The following is a 22,183-nucleotide window of genomic DNA, read 5'->3' on the forward strand; positions in this document are numbered from 1 at the left end:
TCGATCGAGAGCGGAATGTCATCGGACGCTTCTGTTACGGTAAGTGAAAAAACGCACAAGCATATTGCGGTTTTTGACATTTTGAACAGGTGCAGAAATAGATATTTCCTGTGGTTTTCATGCCCATGCGAAATTATGGCGGCCGGCATACGATAGCGTATGACAGTCCGCGGCAAGGGGGAGACAGCATGAAGCCAGATAAACCGAAATTTCAAGTGGGAGACATCGTGGTCGTCGTGATGTACGGAACCGTCGGCACCATTACGAAGGTTCATCAAATTGATAAACATTATCTTTACGAAGTCAATCATAATGAAGTGCTTTATTTTGAATCGTCCATCCAGCTTTATAAAGATTATGAGGGCGTGATCGTCGATATGGAGAAATTGGATATTGAATATGAATTTCTGATCGGCGACGTCGTATATGTAAAGGACTACGGAAAGGAATTATTCCGTGTCATCGGTCACAGAACTGAAATATGGAGATATTTAGAGGATGGCTGGGAGGATATTATTTATGAGCTGACTCGGCTGAAAGACGGAGAGTGGCTTGAAACGGAGGAAGAGGATCTCACGCTGGTTCTGAGAAAATATGAAATGGATCAGTTTGTGCATCAGCTGCTGTTTGTCCACTATGTTGGGGAAGCATCTCATGAGATCGGCGAGGATACCGTCGCGTCTGCTCTTCTTCAGTTTGAAGGCGATGCTGATGATCCCGATGCCCTGCATGTGCTGGCGGTATCGATTGTAGATGAGCTGCTTGATATTTATAACGATTATAAGATTCTTTATCATTTGTTCGGTGACGAAGAATATAAAGATATGATGAATTTTGTGCTGGAAAGCCTGCGGGAGCATTTCAGCTAGCCGGCAAAAAAACGGACGGTGACATATAAAAACCAGGGCAGACAGCCGGCAAAGATTACAAACGACATTCCTTTCAGCACTTTTTCCAATACGATATCAAATCCATCTCCGTCCAATAAAGCCATCATTTTCGTCATCATCTTTTCTCCCTCCGGGGCTTGTTTTTTAAAAGTATATGAGCGGACAAAACGTTTAGAACTTTCGGGTATAATTTGAACGGTTTTTTCATAAAACATAAAAAAGGAGGCGGTGTTTGCATGAAAGAAATAGATCTTGTGATTGACACAGAAGAAATAGCTGATTATTTTTACAGTCAGCTTGCTATGCGCGGGTACATACCGAGTGAAGAGGAAATCTTCGAAATAGCCGACATCACCTTTGATTATTTATTAGAAAAATGTATGATAGACGAAGAGCTTGATGAAGACTGAAACTGCGGAACCGAAGTGAAAAAGCTTCGGTTTTTTCAATCAGCTCGGGAGAATGAAACATGGGGGGAAAACGTTGTACAAGCCAGCAAGTCTTTTCGCATTGTTTATTCTGCTCGCAGCAGCGATCCGGATAGAAGCCGTCCGGGTTTTTGATGAGCGTGTGATAGAAGCGGCTGTCAGGATCAGGGCTGCCTGGCTGAATGAATTGATGTTATGGATAACGGAGCTCGGCACGACCGCGGTGCTTTTGCCGCTTCTTCTTTTGACAGGCGCGGCTCTGTATATGTACAAAAAAACGCCGGATGTTGTTTTTTTGCCGCTTCTCTTTCTCATTGAACGGATTGCAAACATAAAAATAAAAGAATTGATTGAAAGAGCCAGACCCGCTTTTGAACCGCTCGTCCATGAAACCTCATACAGTTTTCCGAGCGGCCACTCCATGAATTCGGCAGTGGTGTATCCCGTCATCGCTTACTTTTTGATCAAGCATGTTCCGTTTTTCACGAAAAGAAAGCGGACCGTCACCGTCTTTACCGGAGTTCTCGTCATTCTGATCGGATTCAGCAGAATTTATTTGGGCGCGCATTTTCCGACGGATGTCCTTGCCGGATTCAGTCCCGGACTTTGCCTCGTTTCGCTTTTTGCGCTCTTTGACGAAAAGTATCATCTGTTTCGACAAAAATAGAGACAGGAGAAATGAGAAAAAACGCTAATACTATTAAGAAATAAGAGGGAGGGATCTTGATGCTGTTATCGCTGCCCGTGTTTAAAAAAAAGACTTGTGCCTATGATGTGACGATTTTTCAAACACCCCGCTACGGCGAGAAAAAGGGATACAGGGTCGTCTATCGGACAGAGCTGGCCGCTGACAATCATCAAGACGCACTGGAAAGGGCATTTTCTGTTTTTAATGTGCCTGATACGGTCCCAAACGACTATCAAGCCAGATTCATAGCGACCGGAGATGTCATACTCATAGACGAAGGAAGAAAAGGGAAGACCTATTACAGGCTTAACCCTGCGGGATGGAGCAAAATTAACCGGCTGCTCGTCCAGCCGAGGTAAGACGGGGCCGGCTGAATCTTCAGCCGGCTTCCGTATTGTCTGGGAAAGACAGTGTTAAGGCTTCCGTTTAGCGGCGGAATGCTCTTTTCCATGCGCTTCATCAGCTGCAATGACGTCTGAAACGGGCACGTGATTGTTCTTTTTCTGGCCGGTCACCCGGTTGCGCTGTTTTTTGCCCATTATGTTCACTCCTTTTTCTTTAGGCTTGTCATCCCGCATATTCTGCCCAAGATCGCCCTGATCATGCTGATGATTGTCTCTTACCGTTATTCAGTGTACAATGGGTGGGAGTTTGAATAGGCAGGAGGAAAAGGAAATGAGTGTACATATAAACGCAGAAAAAGGCCAAATTGCGGATACAGTGCTTTTGCCGGGAGACCCGCTCCGAGCGAAATTTATTGCGGAAACTTATCTTGAAAATGTGGAATGCTATAATGAAGTCAGAGGAATGTACGGATTTACGGGTACATATAACGGCAAAAAAGTATCAGTCCAAGGCACAGGCATGGGTGTTCCGTCTATCTCTATTTATGTGAATGAACTGATTCAAAGCTATGATGTTCAAAACTTAATCAGAGTCGGCTCATGCGGAGCCATCCGTAATGACGTGAAGGTGCGTGACGTGATTTTGGCTATGACGTCTTCAACGGATTCACAGATGAACCGTGTCGCCTTCGGCAGTGTAGATTATGCTCCTTGCGCAGACTTCGAACTGCTTCATAAAGCGTACCAGGAAGCGCAAAAAAACAATCTTCCTGTAGCGGTCGGAAGCGTATTCACCGCCGATCAGTTTTACAATGAAGACTCCCAAATCGAAAAGCTTGCCAGATACGGCGTTCTCGGCGTAGAGATGGAAACGACTGCTTTATATACGCTTGCCGCTAAATACGGCAAAAAAGCGCTGTCTATCCTGACTGTAAGCGATCACGTGTTAACGGGAGAAGAAACAACGGCAGAAGAGCGTCAAACGACTTTTCATGATATGATTAAACTGGCGTTGCATACTGTATCGTAAACTTGAGATGAGGGTTATGCTGATTAAAGCAGCCCTCTTCTTTATGCATCGCCCTGATTCAAAAAAAGAAAGGTAAGTGTAAAATGAAGAAATCCACTAAATGGTTTTCGCTCGCTGCCGCTCTCAGCGTAACCGCAATCGTGGGAACCGGCTGCAGCATTTCAGGCGGCGACAGCCACAAGGACACAAAAACAGCAGCTGAAACAAAACAATCAGATGACACATCAAGCAAAAAAACAACGAAGGCAGAAAACAGCGATTTTGTATTGGAGAGCAAATATTTTAATGATATTAAAGAAGTGAACGGGCTTGAGACCATTCAAAACCCGACAAATACACTTGCGCTCGTGAATAAGACATACACGCTGCCGGGAGATTATAAACCGAATGATCTCGTGATCCCGAAAGTCGAATTTTCTTTTACTGAGAAAATCGAGAAACGATATATCCGCAAACCTGCCGCCGATGCTTTGGCGGAACTATTCAGCGCCGGGAAAAAAGAAGGTTATGACCTGGTTGCCGTTTCAGGATACCGCTCTTATGACAGACAGAAAGTTATTTTCGATAATGAAGTCAGTCTGAAAGGTGAAAAAAAGGCGAAAGAAGCCGTCGCATATCCAGGGCAAAGCGAACACCAGACGGGGCTGGCCATGGACATTTCCAGCAAAAGCAACGGATATGAGCTGAATGAAGCGTTCGGAAACACGGCAGACGGCAAATGGGTGAAAGACCATGCGTATGAATACGGCTTTATCATCCGCTATCCTAAAGGCAAAGAAAATGTCACAAAGTATGAGTATGAACCATGGCATTTACGCTATGTAGGCAAAAAAGCGGCAAAAGCCATCCATGACCATCAATTAACGCTTGAAGAATATTTTAATGAAGTAAAGAAAGTGTAATAAGAAGAAGCCCGCTTGAAAAATAGAAAGCGGGCTTTCTTTATTACCAGAAGAGTAAACCTCCAAGCGCAAATCCGGTAATCAAACCAAGGCCGATACCGTAGGCTGCTCCCCAGCCTCCCCAGCCTCCCCAATAGCCGAACCCGTATCCTCTGTGACGGCCGCCGACAGGGGCGATATACACTTTGCTGTTAGTCACCCGTACGATTCTTCCGACGTGGACTCTGCCGTTTCGTTCTGTAATTCTTGCTACTTTTCCCTGGTGCTGCCGGCAAAGATGATAATAGTTTTGCATCTTTTCTCCTCCTATCCAACCTATCTTTCTATGTCAGCTTATGATAGAGTGCGGTAAAAAGGTTGGACGAAAACAGGAGGACAATCGCCGTTTTACTTGTAAGCGACAAAAGCGCAGTGTCCCATATATTCACGGTACGTCTGCATAAGCTCGTAATGAGCCGTCAGCGTATCGTAGTGAACCGGCTGAATAACGGGCGATAAATCCATTTCTGTAGTCGGCTCCTGCGCATTGTTTTCATAGAGAGCGGGAATGAAATCCGCTTTCTGAAAGCCTTGCTGAAGCAATCTCTGTTTCCATGCCGTTTCATCCTGCAATACGGTAAAACCGTAGAAGTCTTTTATCTGCGTGATGGCGTTTTCCGGCATGGGCTTTTGTAAAGCAGCTTCAATGCCGATCAGCATACCCCCGGGTTTAAGGACCCGCAGGATTTCAGACAGCGATGAATCAAGATTTGAAAAGGTGAGAACTGATTCGGAAAGAACGGCGGAAAATTGATTTTCAGCAAACGGAAGCCGCTCAAGTTCCGCCAAATAGCCCGGAATGGTTAAGCCTTCAGCGGCAAATCGTTTTGCTGCTTTTTCAAGCATAAGGGGATCCTTATCAACACAGGTGACGGGGTACAGCAGGTGGCCGAGATAAGCGGCCGTCTGTCCCGTTCCGCAGCCGGCGTCAAGAATCGGTTCGCCAGGAGGAGGAGCCGCTTTTGTGAGAACGGCTTTGGAAAAAGCGAGCCCGCCGGGGTGAGCCCCTCCGACTCCGAATAAGGACAGCATTTCTAAATATTTGCTCAAAGGCCGAATCCTCCTTTTTTCCTCAGCATATGTTGAGAGAAAAGCATAGGTTTGGGTAAACGGGAAAGAAGGGCGCCTCACGTTTGAAGTTGACGAATGAGCGTTCGTCTATGATAATAATGTAAGAATAAAAAGGTGGTGTTTTCTTGAAGCGGCAATTTAAACTGTTTTTTATTATATTGATCACTGCGGTCGCAGCCTCGGCGCTTACGCTGTTTATCACGGGCAATACGACCATTTTCGGACAAGGCTCGGCTGCTTTGACGAACAGCAAATTTGAGAAATTCAATAAAGCCTACGAGCAGATTAAAAGTGATTACTATCAAAAAACAGATGACAGCAAATTAGTAGACGGAGCGATAAAAGGCATGATCAGTTCCCTGGATGATCCATATTCTTCTTATATGGACCCGCAGGAAGGAAAGTCTTTTGAAGAAACAATTTCCGCTTCGTTTGAAGGCATCGGCGCACAAGTGGAAGAAAAGGACGGAAGCATCCTGATCGTATCGCCGATTAAAGGGTCACCCGCAGAAAAAGCGGGGGTTAAACCGAATGACCAGATCTTGAAGGTCAACGGCAAAAGCGTTAAAGGCCTTAATGTAAACGAAGCCGTCGCATTAATCCGCGGCAAAAAGGGAACAAACGTCAAGCTTGTGCTGCACAGAGCGGGTGTCGGCGATCTGAACCTATCGATCAAACGTGACACCATCCCGGTTGAAACGGTGTACTCTGAAATGAAAAAAGGAGACATCGGCGAAATCCAAATCACATCCTTCTCCGAATCGACGGCAAAAGAGCTGAATTCAGCCATTGACAGCCTCGAAAAACAAGGAGCGAAAGGATACATTCTCGATTTAAGGGGCAACCCGGGCGGACTGATGGATGAAGCCATCAAAATGAGCAACATGTTTATTGATAAAGGGAAAAATATCATGCAGGTCGAATACAAAGACGGCACGAAAGAGGTCATGAAAGCGACGAAAGAGCGCAAAGTGACAAAACCGACAGTCGTCCTCGTCAATGACGGCACCGCGAGCGCCGCGGAAATCATGTCGGCTGCGCTGCATGAATCATCGGGCATTCCGCTGATCGGCGAAAAAACGTTCGGAAAAGGAACCGTGCAGACGGCAAAAGATTACAGCGACGGTTCTACCGTTAAACTGACAATCGCTAAATGGCTGACAGCGGACGGAGAGTGGATTCATAAAAAAGGCATCAAACCGCAATATCAGGTTAAGCTTCCTGAATATGCGAACCTGCCGTATTTAGATGCGAAAAAAACATACAAATACGGGGATTCCGGAACCACCGTCACCAATGCGCAAAAAATGCTGAAAGCGCTGGGGTACAGCGTGAAAGTAAACGGCACGTATGATAAAGCATTTGAACAAGCCGTTAAACAATTCCAAGCAAAAGAGAAACTGAAACAAACAGGCATTGTAACGGGAGACACAACGGCAAAATTGATGACGGATCTGCAAAAACAGCTTGCGGACAACGATACACAAATGAAAAAAGCCGTTGAAACATTAAATAAGAATATGAAATAGTAAAAAACACCCGATGCGTCGCTCGCGCATTGGGTGTTTTCTGTTTGCGAAAAGCCCGTCTTATGTCGTTTCCTGTTCAAAAAGGTGGCTGTTCGCCTGAATGAAAAACTGTGATTGCTCATAGTGATAGGTGACTTTTGAGTAGTCAAACGGCTGGCCGTTGGTTAAATGAAAAATCGTTTCAACGCAAAGCTTAGGCGCTCCTGTAAACAGACCTAAGTACTCCGCTTCTTCTTCATTTAACATCCCCGCGTACAGATATAAATCTGAAAAACCGCGCTTTAACCCGAGACCTTCTCGAATATAATCAAATATTGATTCTGCCACGATCTCTTTATTCAAATACGTAATAATCGATTTGTTGTAAAATGACTCTTCGATACACAATGTCAGCCCGTCAATATATCGGATTCGCTTGACATAATACACGTCGCCGTCAGGCGGCATATTCAGATTTTGGGCAGCCTCAGACGTGGGTTTTCTCACTTCCAGCGCTAATAATTTAGAAGTGACATTAAAATCTTCAAGTGATTCTTTAAATCCCTGATTAGAAAGCAGACTGATATACCCTTTTCTTTTATTCCGTCTGACAAAAATGCCGCTTCCCCTCACTTGAAACACAATCCCCTTTTTTTCTAATAAATCTAAGGACTTGGTGATCGTGCTTTTGCTCACGTTAAACCGGGTCATTAAGGTTTGCAGCACAGGCAGTTTATCCCCTTGCTGCAGCTGATGTTCTTCTATGTATTTTTCAATATCTATCGCGATTTGCTGGTATTTTAACATATACATTCCTCATTCATTTATTGTCCCGCTTCTTTCAGAATTATAGCATAATCGTTTTTAAAAGCCATTTCGTAAATTAACTATAATTGTTTATGTATTGATAAATTATACCGGTACAATTATAATATAAACGTATAATATGAAAGTGAAGGCAGGATTTCTTCTACACTTGCGAAGCGGATGCTTGAAGTGGCTGCAGTGCATTTATTCGGCATGCAAGCGGCAGTCAAATAAAGGAGGATATAAACGATGGGGACATTGCCAAAAGATTTTTTATGGGGAGGCGCTCTCGCCGCCCACCAATTTGAAGGGGGATGGAATAAAGGCGGCAAGGGGCCGAGTGTAGTGGACGTCATGACGGCAGGGGCGCATGGTGTGCCCCGGAAAATAACAGATACAATTGAAGAGCGGGAATTTTATCCGAATCATGAAGCGATCGATTTTTATCATCGTTATAAAGAAGACATCGCGTTATTCAGCGAGCTGGGCCTGAAATGTTTAAGAACGTCCATCGGCTGGAGCAGAATTTTTCCTAAAGGTGATGAAGCCGAGCCCAATGAGGAAGGATTGGCTTTTTACGACCGGGTGTTTGATGAATTGCTGAAACATGGGATTGAACCGGTAATCACGCTGTCACATTTTGAGATGCCGCTGCATTTGGCGAGGGAATACGGCGGTTTCAGAAACAGAAAAACAGTCGGATTTTTTGTGAAATTCGCTGAAGTGTGTTTTGAACGCTATAAACATAAGGTGAAGTATTGGATGACGTTTAACGAAATCAATAATAAGATGGATGTGAATAATCCGATCTTTTTATGGACGAACTCAGGCGTCGCCGTCAAAGAAAACGAAAACGCAAAAGAAGTCATGTATCAGGCCGGCCATCACGAACTGCTGGCAAGCGCATTGGCTGTTTCGAAGGGAAGGAAAATCAATCCCGAGTTCAGGATCGGCGCCATGGTATCACATGTTCCGATTTACCCGTACTCATCTCATCCCGATGATGTGATGCTGGCTGAAGAAACGATGAGACAGCGTTTTTTCTTCCCGGACGTGCAGGTTCGCGGATATTATCCAAGCTATGCGTTAAAAGAATTTGAAAGAGAAGGCTATCAGATACACTTTGAAGACGGTGATGAAGAGATTTTGAAAAACGGCCGAGTGGACTACCTCGGATTCAGCTATTACATGTCTACAACCGTAAAAAGTGATGTATCAAACGATAATACCGGGGATGTCGTAAACGGAGGATTGCCAAACGGCGTGGACAATCCTTATATTACAGCGAGTGATTGGGGCTGGGCGATTGACCCGACCGGTTTACGGTACACATTAAACCGCTTATACGACCGCTATCAGATTCCATTATTTATCGTGGAAAACGGATTCGGCGCCATCGACACATTAGAAGAGGATGGTTCAATTCATGACACAGCAAGAATTGAATATTTATCGTCACATATAAAAGCTTTGAAAAAAGCAATCACATATGATGGTGTGGATGTAATGGGCTATACACCATGGGGAATTATTGATATCGTGTCATTTACAACCGGAGAAATGAAAAAACGCTACGGTATGATTTATGTTGATCGGGATAATGAAGGCAACGGTTCAATGAGGCGGCTTAAGAAAGACTCATTTGAATGGTATAAAAAAGTGATTGAAACAAACGGTTCATATGTATCCTAAAGGTGTAAAAAGGGAAGGCTTCACCGTCGTGTGAAGCCTGCTTTTTATCAGTAATTTTGAAAGCGCATTCATTTAAGCGGGAAGGAGGTGACTGTCCGGCTTTTCATTTAGAATCGCTTATAAAAATAAGGAAAGGGATGGTGGTTCATGTTTTTTAAAAAAGGTCTGCACATGACGCTGGTTTTTCTTATGTTTTTCTTTTTCATATCAAGCAGCATGGAAACCGAAGTGTATGCGGCTGATCAGAGGGCTTCAGACAAAAACAAAGTAAGGGTGTGGTTCAGTTCTGAAAAAGATCCGGCTTCCCGTACGTGGTATGACGGGCCGCTGGAAGTGAAATACGCCTTAGACGAACAAACACCGCTTACATTGACAAAAAAGAAGGCTTCTGACTCCGCCGCTGTGTATATTGATTCGTCGCGCCGCTATCAAAGTGTGTTAGGCGTAGGATCGTCCCTGGAAGAATCCACAATCCATAACTTATCAAAAATGACACCCGCAAAAAGAAAAGAAGTGCTGAAAAAACTGGTTGATCCCAAAGATGGTATCGGAATGGACGTTATGCGCATAACGATCGGGACATCTGATTTTACGGCACAGGAATTTTATACGTATGACGATATGCCTGAAGGCCAAACAGATCCTAAGCTCCGTCATTTCTCGATTCAAAAGGATATTGATTTACACATTACAGCAACCATCAAGGAAGCGCTGGCGATAAATCCGGAACTGAAAATCATCGCCTCGCCGTGGAGCCCGCCGGCTTGGATGAAAACGAATGAAAACCTCAAGCGGGGAAAGCTGAAAGATAAATATATCGGCGAACTGGCCGTTTACTTCCGCAAATTTATTGAGGCGTACGAAAAGCAGGGAATTCCGATTTATGCCATGACCCTTCAAAATGAACCTTTGCTGGAAATCGACTATCCGAGCATGTTTATGCCGCCGTCTCAGCAGCGCAAACTGGCACTGGCCTTAAAAAAAGAAATGAAAAAACACGTAATTGACACGAAAATTTGGATTTATGATCACAATGCGAGCGGGGCGTGGAACTATATTCCGCCGATTTTAGATGATAAAAAAGGAAACCGGGCGGCAGACGGCATCGCTTTTCACGATTATGACGGTGACCTTTCCGTCATGTCGGAAATCGGAAAGAGATATCCTGATCAATCTATTCACTTAACGGAGCGGTCTGTCTGGGGGACGGCAGGGGCGGACCGGATCGCGCAGTATTTCCGCAACGGCGCGTCGAGCTACAATGCGTGGGTGACGATGCTCGACAGTCAAATCAAGACGCATCATTGGATAGGCACCCCAGACCCGACGCTGTTTATTCAGGATGCTAAAAACCCTGACCGCTATTGGAATATCCCGATCTTTCATATGACAGGCAACTTTTCAAAATTTATCGACCGGGGAGCAAAGCGGATAGAAAGTAATTATGGCTCCAAAAACACAGTCTCGAATGTATCGTTCCTTAATCCTGATCAATCCATTGTGACAGTCGTAATCAACCAGACATCCGCCGATCAAAAATTCCATGTCGTTTCAGAAAATCGGCAGTTTGAAGCTGTCATCCCGGCTAAAACTGTGGCTACCTACAAATGGAAGTGAAAAAAGTAAAAAACCGGCACATTTACGTGCCGGCTTCTTTCTGTTAAGCGCCTTTTTGGTTCAGTTGATCAGAAGGCGCTTGATTGAATAAACCGTCTTTGACGGCGTTTGAAGCCGCTTTTTTTACAAAAAACGGGTTAAGGATAATAACGGCTGCCATGTTAGCGGTCAAACCCCAAAAGCCTTCATATATACCGTGGGCGGATTGGGTGATATTTACCGTGAATGTCACGATAAGACCGACGAGAAGACCGATAATTGTCGCTTCTTTCGTTTGATTCTTCCAAAACAGACTGACGGCGATAGCCGGAAAGATCTGAACCATGCCGGAAACACCGAGAAGCTGAAGGGTAACGAGCGCAGTCGGGAACAGCATGCCGAATAAAAGCGCGAGCCCGATGACGACAAATACCATTGAACGGGTGATCATCGTCAGCTTGCTTGGTGACACATTCGGGTGAATCAAATCCCGATATAAGTTATTCGCAAATAAGTTTGATGCTCCGATGGCCATGATAGAGCAGGGAATCAATGACGCAAGGGCAATCGTGGAGTAAGCAAAGCCCTGCGCGACTCCGCCGTAAGACGTTTGAATCAGCTTCAATAAAGCGAGCCGCGGATTGGTATCTTCCGGCAGGACAAGAAACGCGATAAAGCCGAGAAAAATAACAAGAATCAAAACAATATTATAAAGCGGCAGAAACATGCTGTTTTTGCGGACGGCATCTGCGCTTTTTGCCGTAAATACGCCGGTTGCCGCATGCGCCCACATAAAGAGCGCCAGCGCAGATACGATCGAAGCTGTGATAAACCAAGGAATTCCTTTCGGCCCCGAATCCGGGATCGTCAGCATTTGCGGCGCTTTTTCAGCCAGAGTGTGAATCATCGGCGTCCAGCCGTGAAAATGGATCAGCGGGAGTGAGACGACCATAAACAGCATAATCACCCACACCAGAATGTCTTTAATAATCGCCGTAAAGGTCGGCCCTTTAATTCCGCTGAAAAAAGTATACAGCGCTACAAGAATAAAAGAGATGATGACGACCATATTGACATTAATGACACCCGTTCCGGCCACCTGAAGCGTATCTTGAATTCCGCTCAGCTGGAGACAAATATAAGGAATGAGCATAAGAACGCCGACAATGGCGACAAGACTGGCCAAAAGTTTACTGTCAAAACGCTCACGGGCATAATCGGCAAGCGTCGTTAATTTGTGTATTTTTGCCACTTTCCACAGCTTCGGCAGAAAGAAATAAGCGATAAAATACGCCAAAACAGAATACGGGATTGCAAAAAAAGCAACGCTTCCCCCTGTGTAGGCTGTGCTTGTTAAGCCTAAAAACGTATAAGCCGTATAAAGATCCGCGCCGACTAAAAACCAGACGAGGAGCCCCCCGAACCGTCTGCCGCCGACAGACCATTCCTCAACAGAAGTGCGTGATGATTTGTCTCTCCCGGCTATAAAGCCGATGCAGACAACGGTTAAAACGATGATGGCTGTAATGATCAATGCTGTTATATTTGCGGGCATCAGTCCAGTCCTCCTTGTTTCTTCTGCAGCCTATAAATAAGAAACGAACATAATGGAGTGACTGCGATCCATAAAAGCAGCCAGAAATGAAAAAAAGGCAGCCCGATAATGATGGGATGAACCCGATTAGCGACTGACAGCAGGGCCAGCTGGCTGAAAGGGATTAAGATGAGAACGAAAATTAGTGCTTTTCTGACCATTTACTTTCCTCCTGAAACTTGATAATGCTCCTTATCATAGCAGGTGTCAGATAAGATCACAAGATATTTTTCAGAAAAAAAAGAATTCTATTACTTTTTTAACTGAAACACTTTAGTTGCATCTTCATTCATATTAAATTAGAATAGTTAATATCTCGAAATCAAGATATTTAGGAGTGAATACGTTGGATACACAAGGATTGCACCATGTTACCGCATTTGCAAAAGATCCTGCTGAAAATCTACGGTTTTATACTGAAGTGCTGGGTTTGCGGCTCGTTAAAAAAACCGTTAATTTTGACGACCCGGCCACTTATCACTTTTATTTCGGCAACCAAAACGGAGAGCCGGGCACGATTATTACATTTTTTCCTTTTCAGGGAAGCCGCCCGGGAACCGTGGGAAAAGGGCAGGCCGGAAGAATTTATTTCTCTGTGCCGAAAGGAGCACTCGCGTTTTGGAAGCGCCGGCTTGAAGAAAACGGCTTGTCTGTAAAAGAACAGATCATGCTGTCTGAACAAGTGCTTCTCTTTAATGATACAGAAGACCTGCCGCTTGCCATAATGGAAGATGAAAGAAGCGGACAGAGTGAATGGACGCCTCCGGGCATTACCGAAAAAGAAGCGATCACAGGCATGAGAGGTGTTCTTCTGTACTCGTACCGTCCTGAAGCAACCATTCAATTTCTCATAGAACGCTTTGGTTATTCAAAGACAGGAGAAGAACATCAGATTGTCAGGCTGCAATCGGAGGCGCGGATCGGACATATTATAGATGTTGACCTTGCGCCGAAAGAAACAGGTATCGGCGGTTACGGGACAGTTCATCATGTCGCTTTCCGCACTAGCGAAAAAGAGCAGGCGGAGTGGAAGGATATTCTTGCTGATTCTCATCTTGCTTCATCTGACATTCTTGACAGGTCTTACTTTACATCAATCTATTTCAGGGAAAGCGGCGGCATTTTATTTGAAATGGCAACCGATGAACCGGGCTTTATGACGGATGAATCCTTTGAAAATCTCGGAACAGAGCTGAAGCTTCCGGAATGGCTGGAAGAGCATCGCAGCCAGATTACAGCTGTTCTGCCCAAAATGGAGAAAGGAGAATGATGATGAAACATGTGTTTGAACAGGGAACGTCAGAAAATGTTCTGCTGCTTTTGCACGGAACGGGAGGAAATGAACATGATCTTCTGTCGCTCGGACGTTTTATCGATCCGAACGCAAGTCTGCTTGGGGTCAGAGGATCAGTGTCGGAAAACGGCATGCCCCGTTTTTTTAAGCGGCTGAAAGAAGGCGTATTTGACGAGAAAGATTTAATTGAACGGACGGAAGAATTAAAGAATTTTATTGAGGAAGCGGCGCAAATGTACGGATTCAGCAGAGAAAACGTGATTGCTGCCGGCTATTCAAACGGCGCCAATATTGCAGCAAGTCTTTTGTTTCATTATAAAGATGTACTGAAAGGAGCGGTTCTGCATCATCCGATGGTGCCGATACGCGGAGTGAAGCTGCCTGATATGGAAGGTCTGCCTGTGTTTATCGGTGCGGGAAAACGCGATCCCCTATGTACAAAAGAAGAATCGGAGGAGCTTTATCAGTATCTGACAGATGCTCATGCATCCGTCGCTCTTGAATGGCAGGAGGGCGGTCATCAGCTCACACAGCAGGAAGCAGAGCAGGCACGAACCTGGTACAGTGAGCGATTCCTATAAAAAACCCTTAGTCTGCTTAAGCGGACTAAGGGTTTCTTTCATCTTACAGCCAAGTTGACACTTTAGATACAGGCAGCCGGTTGCTTTTATGTGCCGGCTTAACGGCTTTACCGATTGAAATCAGCATGACGGGCACGAAACGCTCGCTCACGTCGAATTCCTTAACGAATTGCTCTTTATTGAATCCGCCGATCGCGCAAGTGTCGTAGCCTTTTGCTTTAGCGGCAAGCATCAGCTGCATCGCTGCTAAAGAAGCGTTTAAAAATGCTGAATCACGGGCAAACTGATCATTTTGGTATGCACCGTTAATCTGGCCTAAAAGCGTTTGTTTAATCTCTTCTGTGATATTGCCTTGCTCAGCCAGTTCAGCATAAACGTCTTCACCATTTTCATTTGCTTTTAAGTCGCCTAATACGGCAATAACTGCTGATGAATCAATAATCTGTTTTTGATTAAAAGCAACCGGAAGCAGGGCAGCTTTTGCTTCATCACTGTGAAAGACTTGAAAATGCCAATGCTGAAGGTTCCAGGCGGAAGGCGCTTGCGTTGTGATTTCAAGGAGTTCTGTTAACTCCTCTTTTGTAATGACCGCGTCTTTATCGTATTCTTTAACAGATGCGCGTTCTTTTAAAACGTCTAATACGGATGTCATCATGTTTCCTCCTTCGGATAAACGTGTTATCATAATAGAAAAGTTAGAAGCTTACTAAATGTAACTCGGAAACTAATTTTAATGGATCACAAAAAACTTGTCAATTCATAGATGAAGGGATGAACTCACGTGGGATATACAATGTGTCCTAAAATGGAATCTGCTTTTTCCCTTTTGGGAAAGCGCTGGAACGGCCTCATTATCCATGTACTGATGGACGGGCCGAAACGATTTAAAGATATGACCGAAACGATACCGACAATCAGCCAAAAAATGCTCGCGGAGCGGCTCAAAGAGCTGGAACAAAATGAAATCGTCGAGCGTCAGGTGCTGCCTGAAACACCTGTCAAAGTCATTTATAAACTGACTGATAAAGGCTTGGCCCTGCAAGCCGTTTTTCAGGAAATGCAAAAATGGGCAGACAGTTTTTGCGAGCCCGGGGGGTCTGCCAACGACACATGTGATGAATAACAAAGGCTGCCCAAGGCAGCCTTTTCTTAATGATAAGGTTTACTCGTCATAAAAACCATTAATATCAAAATTGTTCAGATTGAGGTTCAAGCCTTTTAATTGCTTTAATAAAGCATCGAATGTAAGGAAATGATCATTTTTACATTCCGCCGGAACATCATTTGGAGAAAATAGTTTCATTCCTCCCTCAATCCACTGTTTCCGGTATAACTGAAATGCTGCTTCAATTAAATGATCAGGCGTTACAATAAACCCTAAGCTTACGTCATGGTCCTCGCTGTAGCCGAATTCAAACCCGCAGCAGGGGCAAATATCAAATGTTTTTTGATATTCGCCGTTATAAACGGGACTTGTCTCTAATCCTTTAAATCCGCATATCAAACAAGGATACAACTCACTAACCAACATACATCCCTCTTTTACTCAGTTTGCAATCATTCAGAACAAGCGGGGAGGCCTTTTACAGTTTCCCGGTTAAAAACTGAGCCTCACCAAGCCCGAAGCTCCAATCGGCGTTCCCGTTTTCCGTAATGGAAATCATGACGTCCTCGGGTGATATGCCGCATTCTGTTTCAAGCTGATCAGCCATCAGTTGATATAACGTTTCTTTTTGATGTTCGGTGCGCGCTTTGCTGACAATGCTGATGATGACAAGATCTTTGCTTCTTTTGAAACCGAGCCCGGTATCTTCAATGATAAGCTCATGAGGCCGATGCTGGTGAACGATCTGATAACGGTCCGTTACAGGGACGTCAAAAGCTTTAACCATGGCGTAATGGGCGGTATCCAGTAATTTTTTTAATGCTGCGTCATCCCGGCCTTCAATAACGTCAAAACGAAGTAATGGCATATTTTATTCCCCCTGATGGTTTTATATCATGTCGCAACTTGTAAAAAAGTATAACAGTTAATCAAAATATAATCAAATTATAACCAAAATGTTTATGCGTTAATGCAATATCAGAGAGAGGCACATGTTGTTACAATCGCCCAATCAATTTCCTCATTTTATGAATACGCTTAAGAATAGGCAGACATAAAGGAGGAAAAACATGTACCCTCGTCATGCATTGTATCGCGGGAATTTCGGTCCTGCCGGATTTCCGGCGAGAAGTCCTTTTTTGTTCGGCGCTCCTTTATTCGGCGGATTTTTAGGCGGTCTTCTCGGAGGCGTGATTGCCACAGGTTTTACAAGACCCCGCTATCCATACGGGTTCGCCGGTTACGGATACGGAGGCGTCCCATACGGCGGTTTCGGGCCGGGAGCCGGCGGTTATCCGCCATTTTATTAAAGAAAAAACGGCCTGCATCGCGCGGGCCGTTTTTTTATCTTAAAATCTCCACTTCCGATAGATTGTAGTCTTCCTGTTTTGAAAACATAACTTCAATCATCCCGTCTTTATAGACTGCTTTTGTTCCTTTTCGTTTGACGAGGCTCGGAAGGACGATTTCTTTTTTTCCTTCTCCCAGACTGCTGTTCTCTACAACGAGGCTGTGTGACGTATGCTTAATCCTGATACGGTCGAGTTCTTCTTGTTCGGCAGGAATTTTCGCAAAAACATGATCGGATGTTTCAAAAAGGTCAATTTCCGGCTTGGGCGGTTCCGCTTCGACCGGCTCGGCATTTTTGGACATGGGATCGCGAAAAGGGAACTGTCCGGCATAACCGGCGCCGAATACGCTTTCCATTACTCGGTTGACATATGTCTCGACATCTTTCGGATCAGCATTTTTAAACGTTTCTTTAGAGAACTGATTTTGGAAGGGAAAATATTTGTTCCAATCAAACACGGCATCTCACCCTTTCTTAACGGACAACATAGTATATGCCCGCCGGAAGCTTCCCGTGATATAATATAATCTGTTTACAGAAAGGTAGGGGAAGGCCGTGCAAGGGAATAACGCAAGAAAAGGAATCATTTATACCGCTTGTTCTTTCGCCATGTGGGGGCTGTTTCCGGTCTATTGGAAACTTCTTGAACAAATACCCGCATTGGACATTTTAGCTCACCGGATTTTATGGTCATTTGTTTTCATGTGTGTGCTTTTAACTGTGCTTAAGAAGTGGAAAACCGGATGGCGTGAACTGCGTCTTTTGAAATCGGAAGGGGGCCTGCTGGCGCTTTTTTTCGCTTCCGTTTTAATTTCCGTTAATTGGTTTGTGTACATATGGGCCGTCAATCACGGCTTTTTGCTTGAAGCAAGTCTCGGGTATTACATTAATCCGCTCGTTTCCGTTCTTTTGGGCATCCTATTCTTAAAAGAAAAGCTTAACAAGGTGCAAACAGCAGCCGTTTCTATTGCCGGGGCGGCCGTGATCATATCTGCGTTTCAATATGGCGCGGTTCCTTATATCGCATTGCTGCTTGCATTCAGCTTCGGCCTGTACGGTTTATGCAAAAAAAGAACCCGCATGTCCAGCACGATCGGACTGACGCTGGAGACGCTTTTGATTACCCCGGCTGCACTTATTTATTTAGGATATACAGCTGACGGGAGCGCTTCCGGGTCCTTGGGGGCAGGAACATGGGCGCTCCTATTTTTCGCAGGCGTATTTACGGCCTTGCCGCTGTTGCTGTTTGCAGAGGGGGCAAAGCGTCTGCCGCTGTATCAAGTCGGCATTTTGCAATATATAGCGCCGACCATTACCCTTATGCTCGGCGTATTTGTGTATCATGAACCGTTTTCCGGGCAAAAAGCGTTCACCTTCATTTGTATATGGGCAGCATTGCTTTTGTTTACCTTTTCACAGATCAAATGGAAGCGGCCGATAAAAAGCCGCTAAGCCTTTCGCTTTCCAGCGATAGCTTAAATTATGTATAATCATTACGAGTATGTAAAGGAGCTGTACAATGGGCACTGATAAAGACATAGCAAAAGCCTATCAGGCACTGTGGAATAACCGCACTCTCCCGGCTTCAACCCTTGAAGAAGCGGAGAAGGCAATTGATCTTGAACTGCTTGATCAAAGAACACATCCGAGGCTCCGGAAGACACCCGAGGAAAAGTTTGCTCTGGCGGTGCAGCGAATTGTAGATTCCCGGCTGCGGCCGATTGAGAAATATGAATTGGTTGAACTACATACGAAGCGTTTGCAATTTTTAAAAGAAGAAAGAGGGGAGCAGCTATGAAAGCGATCATAAAAGAAGATGTGCAAACTTCTTTAGAGCGATATGCCGATCGTCCTGTATATATCCATTTGGAAACAACGACCGGTTCTTATTCAGCGCATCTGAATGAGAAAAACATGACGGTTGTAGCCTATATACGCAATGCAAAAGTGACGTACCATCAGGCGAAAATCAAAGGAAACGGCCCGTACCGCGTCGGTTTGAAAACAGAAGAGGGCTGGATTTACGCAGAAGGTTTAACTGAGTATACAGTAGATGACGAAGACCGCTTGTTAATGGCAGGGCATCTGCCGGGCGGAAAATTGGCGATTTCGCTTCAAATCAGCGAAAAGCCGTTTACAGTTTAAAGAAAAGGGTGAAAATCATGAAAGAACATGTACTCGTCATCCTGCCTCACCCTGATGATGAATCATACGGAGTGGCAGGGCTGATTGCTTTACACAGACAAAAAGATATTCCCGTTACGTATGCATGCGCAACGCTTGGCGAAATGGGCCGGAACATGGGAGATCCTTTTTTCGCGAACCGTGAAACACTGCCGCTGTTAAGAAAACAAGAGCTGATCGACGCATGCAAAGCAATGGACGTTACTGACCTGAGAATGCTCGGGCTTCGTGATAAAACACTTGAATTTGAAGATGACGAGTGGCTCGCGGATATGATGGAAGAGATTATCGACGATGTAAAACCGAGTCTGATTGTTACATTCTATCCGGAGCACGGCGTCCATCCGGATCATGATGCATGCGGCGAAGCGGTTATCAGAGCGCTTTACAGAAAGAAAAAAGAGGACCGCCCGCGCACGCTTTGCATGGCAATCACCCGCAACAGGGAGGAAGCCGTCGGCAAGCCTGATGTTATTCTTGATATTAAAGAGGTTGCCGATATTAAAATGAATGCATTAAAAGCGCACCGCACCCAAACGGAAGGCATGCTGAGAGAGCTGGAAGAAAAAATAAAAAATAACGAGCCGGTTCTTCAGACATGGTTTGAAGAAGAAGTGTATTGGACATATCCGTGGAAAGACTGATAAAAAAAAGGATAAGGCTGAAATGCCTTATCCCTTTTTTTGTGTCAGATCGGAAGCGATCGCTTCCGCAAGCGAAGACCGTATTGATAAATTTGAAAAACTCAGTCCGAGCTGCACCGCGGTTTGGGCGATTTCAGGACGGATTCCGGATAATGTCGCTTTCACGCCGAGCATTCCGAGTGATTCAATTAAGGTGAAAAGCTGTTGGGCAACCATCGTATCAATCATGGCTACGCCCGATAAATCAATGTACAGCTGCGTGATGCGCTTCTCTGAACACTGGTGCAGCGTATTCTCCAAAATTATTTTGGCTCTTGCCGTGTCAATATCCCCGATCAACGGCAGCAGTCCGACATTGTCAAAAAGCACAATTACCGGCGAGCTCAGCTCGGTGATCAATTCTTTTTGCGCTTCAAGCTGAATGTTTGTGTTTTTATACATTTCCTCTATGAAAATATGAATCACCACATCAAACGATTTAATCAGCGTATGGAATATATCTTCGGCATCTTCTTCTGTCAAGGTGTCTGAATGAAGTCTGGTAAACTGCTTGACATGGCCGACATACAAATCACGAACTCTGATAAACTCGCGAATAATATAATGGATGGGCGTTTTTAAATGTTCTTCATCCCGTGCGGCTTCAAACGCCCACTTTTCCAATGCCGCTGCATATACTTCCTTCTCTTCAGAAAAAATCCGATTGAGCTGATAATTAAACGCCAGATTTTGTTTTTTCAGATTCGTGAGTACAGCCGGGTCAGTAGAAGCATAAACAGAATCAGGATCCGTATCATGAAGGGTATCAAACCATGTCTGACTGATGTCCTCCGCCCGTTCAGTTAAATAATCGTACAGCAGTTTATGTTTTGGCATTGCTGCTCCTCCTTTATGAAATCATCATTTTTTTCACATAATGCTTTTGCAGTTTCATCAGTCTGAAGAATAAACCGACAGCTCCTGCGGCAAGTCCCGCAATTAACCCGATCCAGTAGCCGTATGCCCCGAGGCCCGTATAAGTGCCGACTGCGTAACCGACCGGAAGCCCGATAATCCAATACGACACAAAAGCCGCGCCGAGTGTATAGTTGACATCCTTATATCCTCTCAGAGCGCCTTGTATCGGAGCTGCTACGGCATCAGAAAGCTGGAAAAACAGCGCATAGATTAAAAAGTGCTGCGTCAACATGAGCACCGCCGGATCTGATGTATACATTCCGGCGATTTGCGGCCTGAAAAGTAAAATGAAAGCCGCCGTGCATAAAGAAAAACTAAGCGCCATCACGATCCCGATATAGCTGTATGAGCGGGCATCCCTGTAGCGATTTGCGCCTGCTTCAAAGCCGACCAAAATGGTCATGGCCATGGATACGCTGAGCGGCAGCATATACAAGAGGGAAGCAAAATTCATTGCCGCTTGGTGGGCTGCAATCGTCACCGTCTGAAAATGGCTCATAAGCAGTGTGACAGCCGCAAAAATGCTCGTTTCAAAAAATACCGCAAAACCGATAGGCAAACCGATTTTCAAAAGCTTTCTGCATTCAGACGGAGAAAAACGGTACAGTTTCCGAAATATAGAGTACCCGGCAAACGGCTCAAATCTGCAGACGATAAAAAAGCTGATGGCGCAAATACACCAGTAAGTCAGGGCGGAAGCGAGCCCCGCACCGACTCCGCCCAATGCCGGCATGTTGAATTTCCCGAAAATAAATACATAATTTAAAACAAAATTAATAGGCAATGAGCAAAGCGTAATAAGCATTGTGACTCGCGTTTTGCCGAGTGCATCAATAAACGAGCGCAAAACGGTGTACACAAACAAAGGAAAAATACCGAGGGATAAAAAGCCTAAAAAGTGTTTGGCGATCGTCCGGACACGAGGTTCCAGCCCCAAATGTCCCAAGATCATATCAACGGTGAAAAAGCCGATCAGGATAACCGCCGCACTGAGAACGGCCGCTACATAAACGGCCTGGATGACGGAAAACGGCACTTCCTTTTGTCTGCCGGCTCCAAACAGCTGCGAAACAACGGGCGTAACGGCCATTAATATTCCTGCAAGGCCCGTATAAACCGGCGTCCACAGGCTTGAACCGATTGCAACCCCGGCTAAATCGGCAGCGCTCACTTTCCCTGACATCACCGTATCCAAAAAGGTGATCAGGGAAAGGCCCGCCTGTGTGATTAAAATCGGAATGAAGATATGTAACAGCTGTTTGACCTTTTGGCCGATCGTGTTCGTTTCTCTCAAGTTAGGTTCCCCGTTTCTTTATTTTAACGAGAGAAATTATAACATTTTATGTATAAAAAGCAATGAAAGCCGGCCTACTCTTTTTTATCCGGTTTCGGCTTTTTAAACATCTTGGCATAAATGAATGAAAGTGAAATGACCCCTAAAAAGGTGCAGATATATTGCATCAGCCGTGCGAATTCCA

The 22,183-nt window shown here is 45.0% G+C and carries 30 protein-coding genes; 17 read left to right on the forward strand and 13 right to left on the reverse strand.

The window, feature by feature from the left end; genetic code table 11:
- The first annotated feature begins 188 nt into the window (after nt 1–188).
- Nucleotides 189–869: a hypothetical protein gene (locus tag ACWHAR_RS04475; RefSeq protein WP_003153690.1), complete on the forward strand. Its 681-nt coding sequence runs from the start codon at nt 189–191 to the stop codon at nt 867–869.
- On the opposite strand, the gene ACWHAR_RS04480 is transcribed toward ACWHAR_RS04475, so the two are convergent.
- The gene (locus ACWHAR_RS04480; protein WP_012117771.1) at nt 866–1,009 is read right to left on the reverse strand and encodes a hypothetical protein; all 144 of its coding nucleotides are present in this window, start codon (nt 1,007–1,009) and stop codon (nt 866–868) included. The genes ACWHAR_RS04475 and ACWHAR_RS04480 overlap by 4 nt on opposite strands.
- 117 nt (nt 1,010–1,126) lie before the next feature.
- On the opposite strand from ACWHAR_RS04480, the gene ACWHAR_RS04485 reads away from it, so the two are divergent.
- The 3 genes from ACWHAR_RS04485 (at nt 1,127) to ACWHAR_RS04495 (ending at nt 2,365) form a co-directional block, all read left to right on the forward strand.
- Nucleotides 1,127–1,300, forward strand: coding sequence for a YozD family protein (locus tag ACWHAR_RS04485; RefSeq protein ID WP_003153696.1), 174 nt, complete (start codon nt 1,127–1,129; stop codon nt 1,298–1,300).
- 73 nt (nt 1,301–1,373) lie between these two features.
- Nucleotides 1,374–1,985: a phosphatase PAP2 family protein gene (locus ACWHAR_RS04490; protein WP_032873374.1), complete on the forward strand. Its 612-nt coding sequence runs from the start codon at nt 1,374–1,376 to the stop codon at nt 1,983–1,985.
- Nucleotides 1,986–2,044: 59 nt separating this feature from the next.
- Nucleotides 2,045–2,365 (forward strand): YodL domain-containing protein, encoded by a 321-nt coding sequence (locus ACWHAR_RS04495; protein ID WP_003153700.1) that lies wholly within the window; start codon nt 2,045–2,047, stop codon nt 2,363–2,365.
- Between the two features lie 54 nt (nt 2,366–2,419).
- On the opposite strand, the gene ACWHAR_RS04500 is transcribed toward ACWHAR_RS04495, so the two are convergent.
- Nucleotides 2,420–2,545, reverse strand: coding sequence for a hypothetical protein (locus ACWHAR_RS04500; protein ID WP_003153701.1), 126 nt, complete (start codon nt 2,543–2,545; stop codon nt 2,420–2,422).
- 136 nt (nt 2,546–2,681) lie between these two features.
- Between ACWHAR_RS04500 and deoD the strand changes: the two genes are divergently transcribed.
- Together deoD and ACWHAR_RS04510 are read left to right on the forward strand one after the other, a co-directional pair.
- Nucleotides 2,682–3,380 (forward strand): purine-nucleoside phosphorylase, encoded by a 699-nt coding sequence (gene deoD / locus ACWHAR_RS04505; protein WP_003153702.1) that lies wholly within the window; start codon nt 2,682–2,684, stop codon nt 3,378–3,380.
- Between the two features lie 83 nt (nt 3,381–3,463).
- A complete protein-coding gene (locus tag ACWHAR_RS04510; RefSeq protein ID WP_007407945.1) occupies nt 3,464–4,282 on the forward strand; it encodes a M15 family metallopeptidase in 819 nt (272 codons plus the stop codon).
- 43 nt (nt 4,283–4,325) lie between these two features.
- Here ACWHAR_RS04510 and ACWHAR_RS04515 read toward each other — a convergent pair whose 3' ends face one another.
- Together ACWHAR_RS04515 and ACWHAR_RS04520 are read right to left on the reverse strand one after the other, a co-directional pair.
- Nucleotides 4,326–4,577 (reverse strand): hypothetical protein, encoded by a 252-nt coding sequence (locus ACWHAR_RS04515; RefSeq protein WP_007612011.1) that lies wholly within the window; start codon nt 4,575–4,577, stop codon nt 4,326–4,328.
- A 92-nt stretch (nt 4,578–4,669) separates the two neighbouring features.
- Nucleotides 4,670–5,371, reverse strand: a complete 702-nt coding sequence (locus tag ACWHAR_RS04520) for a class I SAM-dependent methyltransferase (RefSeq protein ID WP_032873377.1) — start codon at nt 5,369–5,371, stop codon at nt 4,670–4,672.
- 146 nt (nt 5,372–5,517) lie between these two features.
- Here ACWHAR_RS04520 and ctpA point away from each other — a divergent pair, with 146 nt between their 5' ends.
- Complete coding sequence (gene ctpA / locus ACWHAR_RS04525) at nt 5,518–6,921, forward strand: carboxy-terminal processing protease CtpA (RefSeq protein WP_007612009.1); 1,404 nt, start codon at nt 5,518–5,520, stop codon at nt 6,919–6,921.
- A 60-nt stretch (nt 6,922–6,981) separates the two neighbouring features.
- Here ctpA and ACWHAR_RS04530 read toward each other — a convergent pair whose 3' ends face one another.
- The gene (locus tag ACWHAR_RS04530) at nt 6,982–7,707 is read right to left on the reverse strand and encodes a GntR family transcriptional regulator (protein WP_032873378.1); all 726 of its coding nucleotides are present in this window, start codon (nt 7,705–7,707) and stop codon (nt 6,982–6,984) included.
- Nucleotides 7,708–7,956: 249 nt separating this feature from the next.
- On the opposite strand from ACWHAR_RS04530, the gene bglA reads away from it, so the two are divergent.
- A complete protein-coding gene (gene bglA, locus ACWHAR_RS04535) occupies nt 7,957–9,399 on the forward strand; it encodes a 6-phospho-beta-glucosidase BglA (RefSeq protein WP_032873380.1) in 1,443 nt (480 codons plus the stop codon).
- Between the two features lie 147 nt (nt 9,400–9,546).
- Nucleotides 9,547–11,016, forward strand: coding sequence for a glycoside hydrolase family 30 protein (locus ACWHAR_RS04540; protein WP_032873382.1), 1,470 nt, complete (start codon nt 9,547–9,549; stop codon nt 11,014–11,016).
- 43 nt (nt 11,017–11,059) lie between these two features.
- Here ACWHAR_RS04540 and ACWHAR_RS04545 read toward each other — a convergent pair whose 3' ends face one another.
- Nucleotides 11,060–12,550: a sodium:solute symporter family protein gene (locus ACWHAR_RS04545; RefSeq protein WP_032873386.1), complete on the reverse strand. Its 1,491-nt coding sequence runs from the start codon at nt 12,548–12,550 to the stop codon at nt 11,060–11,062.
- Entirely contained in the window at nt 12,550–12,750 is a 201-nt protein-coding gene (locus ACWHAR_RS04550; protein WP_003153716.1) for a DUF3311 domain-containing protein, read from the reverse strand. The genes ACWHAR_RS04545 and ACWHAR_RS04550 overlap by 1 nt, the downstream gene beginning before the upstream one ends.
- 185 nt (nt 12,751–12,935) lie before the next feature.
- On the opposite strand from ACWHAR_RS04550, the gene ACWHAR_RS04555 reads away from it, so the two are divergent.
- Both ACWHAR_RS04555 and ACWHAR_RS04560 read left to right on the forward strand, forming a co-directional pair.
- A complete protein-coding gene (locus ACWHAR_RS04555) occupies nt 12,936–13,859 on the forward strand; it encodes a ring-cleaving dioxygenase (RefSeq protein ID WP_032873388.1) in 924 nt (307 codons plus the stop codon).
- 2 nt (nt 13,860–13,861) lie between these two features.
- A complete protein-coding gene (locus ACWHAR_RS04560) occupies nt 13,862–14,464 on the forward strand; it encodes an alpha/beta hydrolase (RefSeq protein ID WP_032873391.1) in 603 nt (200 codons plus the stop codon).
- A gap of 43 nt (nt 14,465–14,507) precedes the next feature.
- Here the strand turns inward: ACWHAR_RS04560 and ACWHAR_RS04565 are convergent, their stop codons facing one another.
- Nucleotides 14,508–15,116 (reverse strand): nitroreductase family protein, encoded by a 609-nt coding sequence (locus tag ACWHAR_RS04565; protein WP_003153727.1) that lies wholly within the window; start codon nt 15,114–15,116, stop codon nt 14,508–14,510.
- 129 nt (nt 15,117–15,245) lie between these two features.
- Between ACWHAR_RS04565 and ACWHAR_RS04570 the strand changes: the two genes are divergently transcribed.
- On the forward strand, nt 15,246–15,587 hold the full coding sequence (locus tag ACWHAR_RS04570) for a winged helix-turn-helix transcriptional regulator (RefSeq protein ID WP_012117759.1): 342 nt from the start codon (nt 15,246–15,248) through the stop codon (nt 15,585–15,587).
- A gap of 39 nt (nt 15,588–15,626) precedes the next feature.
- On the opposite strand, the gene ACWHAR_RS04575 is transcribed toward ACWHAR_RS04570, so the two are convergent.
- Both ACWHAR_RS04575 and ACWHAR_RS04580 read right to left on the reverse strand, forming a co-directional pair.
- Nucleotides 15,627–15,995, reverse strand: a complete 369-nt coding sequence (locus ACWHAR_RS04575; RefSeq protein ID WP_012117758.1) for a hypothetical protein — start codon at nt 15,993–15,995, stop codon at nt 15,627–15,629.
- A 52-nt stretch (nt 15,996–16,047) separates the two neighbouring features.
- Complete coding sequence (locus ACWHAR_RS04580; RefSeq protein WP_007611992.1) at nt 16,048–16,437, reverse strand: tautomerase family protein; 390 nt, start codon at nt 16,435–16,437, stop codon at nt 16,048–16,050.
- 202 nt (nt 16,438–16,639) lie between these two features.
- Between ACWHAR_RS04580 and ACWHAR_RS04585 the strand changes: the two genes are divergently transcribed.
- Complete coding sequence (locus ACWHAR_RS04585) at nt 16,640–16,879, forward strand: hypothetical protein (RefSeq protein WP_003153736.1); 240 nt, start codon at nt 16,640–16,642, stop codon at nt 16,877–16,879.
- 34 nt (nt 16,880–16,913) lie between these two features.
- Here ACWHAR_RS04585 and ACWHAR_RS04590 read toward each other — a convergent pair whose 3' ends face one another.
- Entirely contained in the window at nt 16,914–17,378 is a 465-nt protein-coding gene (locus ACWHAR_RS04590) for a hypothetical protein (protein ID WP_012117757.1), read from the reverse strand.
- 97 nt (nt 17,379–17,475) lie between these two features.
- Here ACWHAR_RS04590 and rarD point away from each other — a divergent pair, with 97 nt between their 5' ends.
- The 4 genes from rarD (at nt 17,476) to bshB2 (ending at nt 19,748) form a co-directional block, all read left to right on the forward strand.
- A complete protein-coding gene (gene rarD, locus ACWHAR_RS04595) occupies nt 17,476–18,372 on the forward strand; it encodes an EamA family transporter RarD (RefSeq protein ID WP_032873393.1) in 897 nt (298 codons plus the stop codon).
- Between the two features lie 67 nt (nt 18,373–18,439).
- A complete protein-coding gene (locus ACWHAR_RS04600) occupies nt 18,440–18,718 on the forward strand; it encodes a hypothetical protein (RefSeq protein WP_007611981.1) in 279 nt (92 codons plus the stop codon).
- Nucleotides 18,715–19,065: a YojF family protein gene (locus ACWHAR_RS04605; protein WP_007611980.1), complete on the forward strand. Its 351-nt coding sequence runs from the start codon at nt 18,715–18,717 to the stop codon at nt 19,063–19,065. The genes ACWHAR_RS04600 and ACWHAR_RS04605 overlap by 4 nt, the downstream gene beginning before the upstream one ends.
- A gap of 17 nt (nt 19,066–19,082) precedes the next feature.
- Nucleotides 19,083–19,748, forward strand: coding sequence for a bacillithiol biosynthesis deacetylase BshB2 (gene bshB2 / locus ACWHAR_RS04610; protein ID WP_007407961.1), 666 nt, complete (start codon nt 19,083–19,085; stop codon nt 19,746–19,748).
- Between the two features lie 27 nt (nt 19,749–19,775).
- Here the strand turns inward: bshB2 and ACWHAR_RS04615 are convergent, their stop codons facing one another.
- Nucleotides 19,776–20,624, reverse strand: a complete 849-nt coding sequence (locus ACWHAR_RS04615) for an STAS domain-containing protein (protein ID WP_032873395.1) — start codon at nt 20,622–20,624, stop codon at nt 19,776–19,778.
- Nucleotides 20,625–20,637: 13 nt separating this feature from the next.
- Nucleotides 20,638–21,999, reverse strand: coding sequence for an MATE family efflux transporter (locus ACWHAR_RS04620; RefSeq protein WP_032873397.1), 1,362 nt, complete (start codon nt 21,997–21,999; stop codon nt 20,638–20,640).
- Between the last annotated feature and the right edge of the window lie 184 nt (nt 22,000–22,183).

This window comes from Bacillus sp. LR--39, from assembly GCF_053613335.1.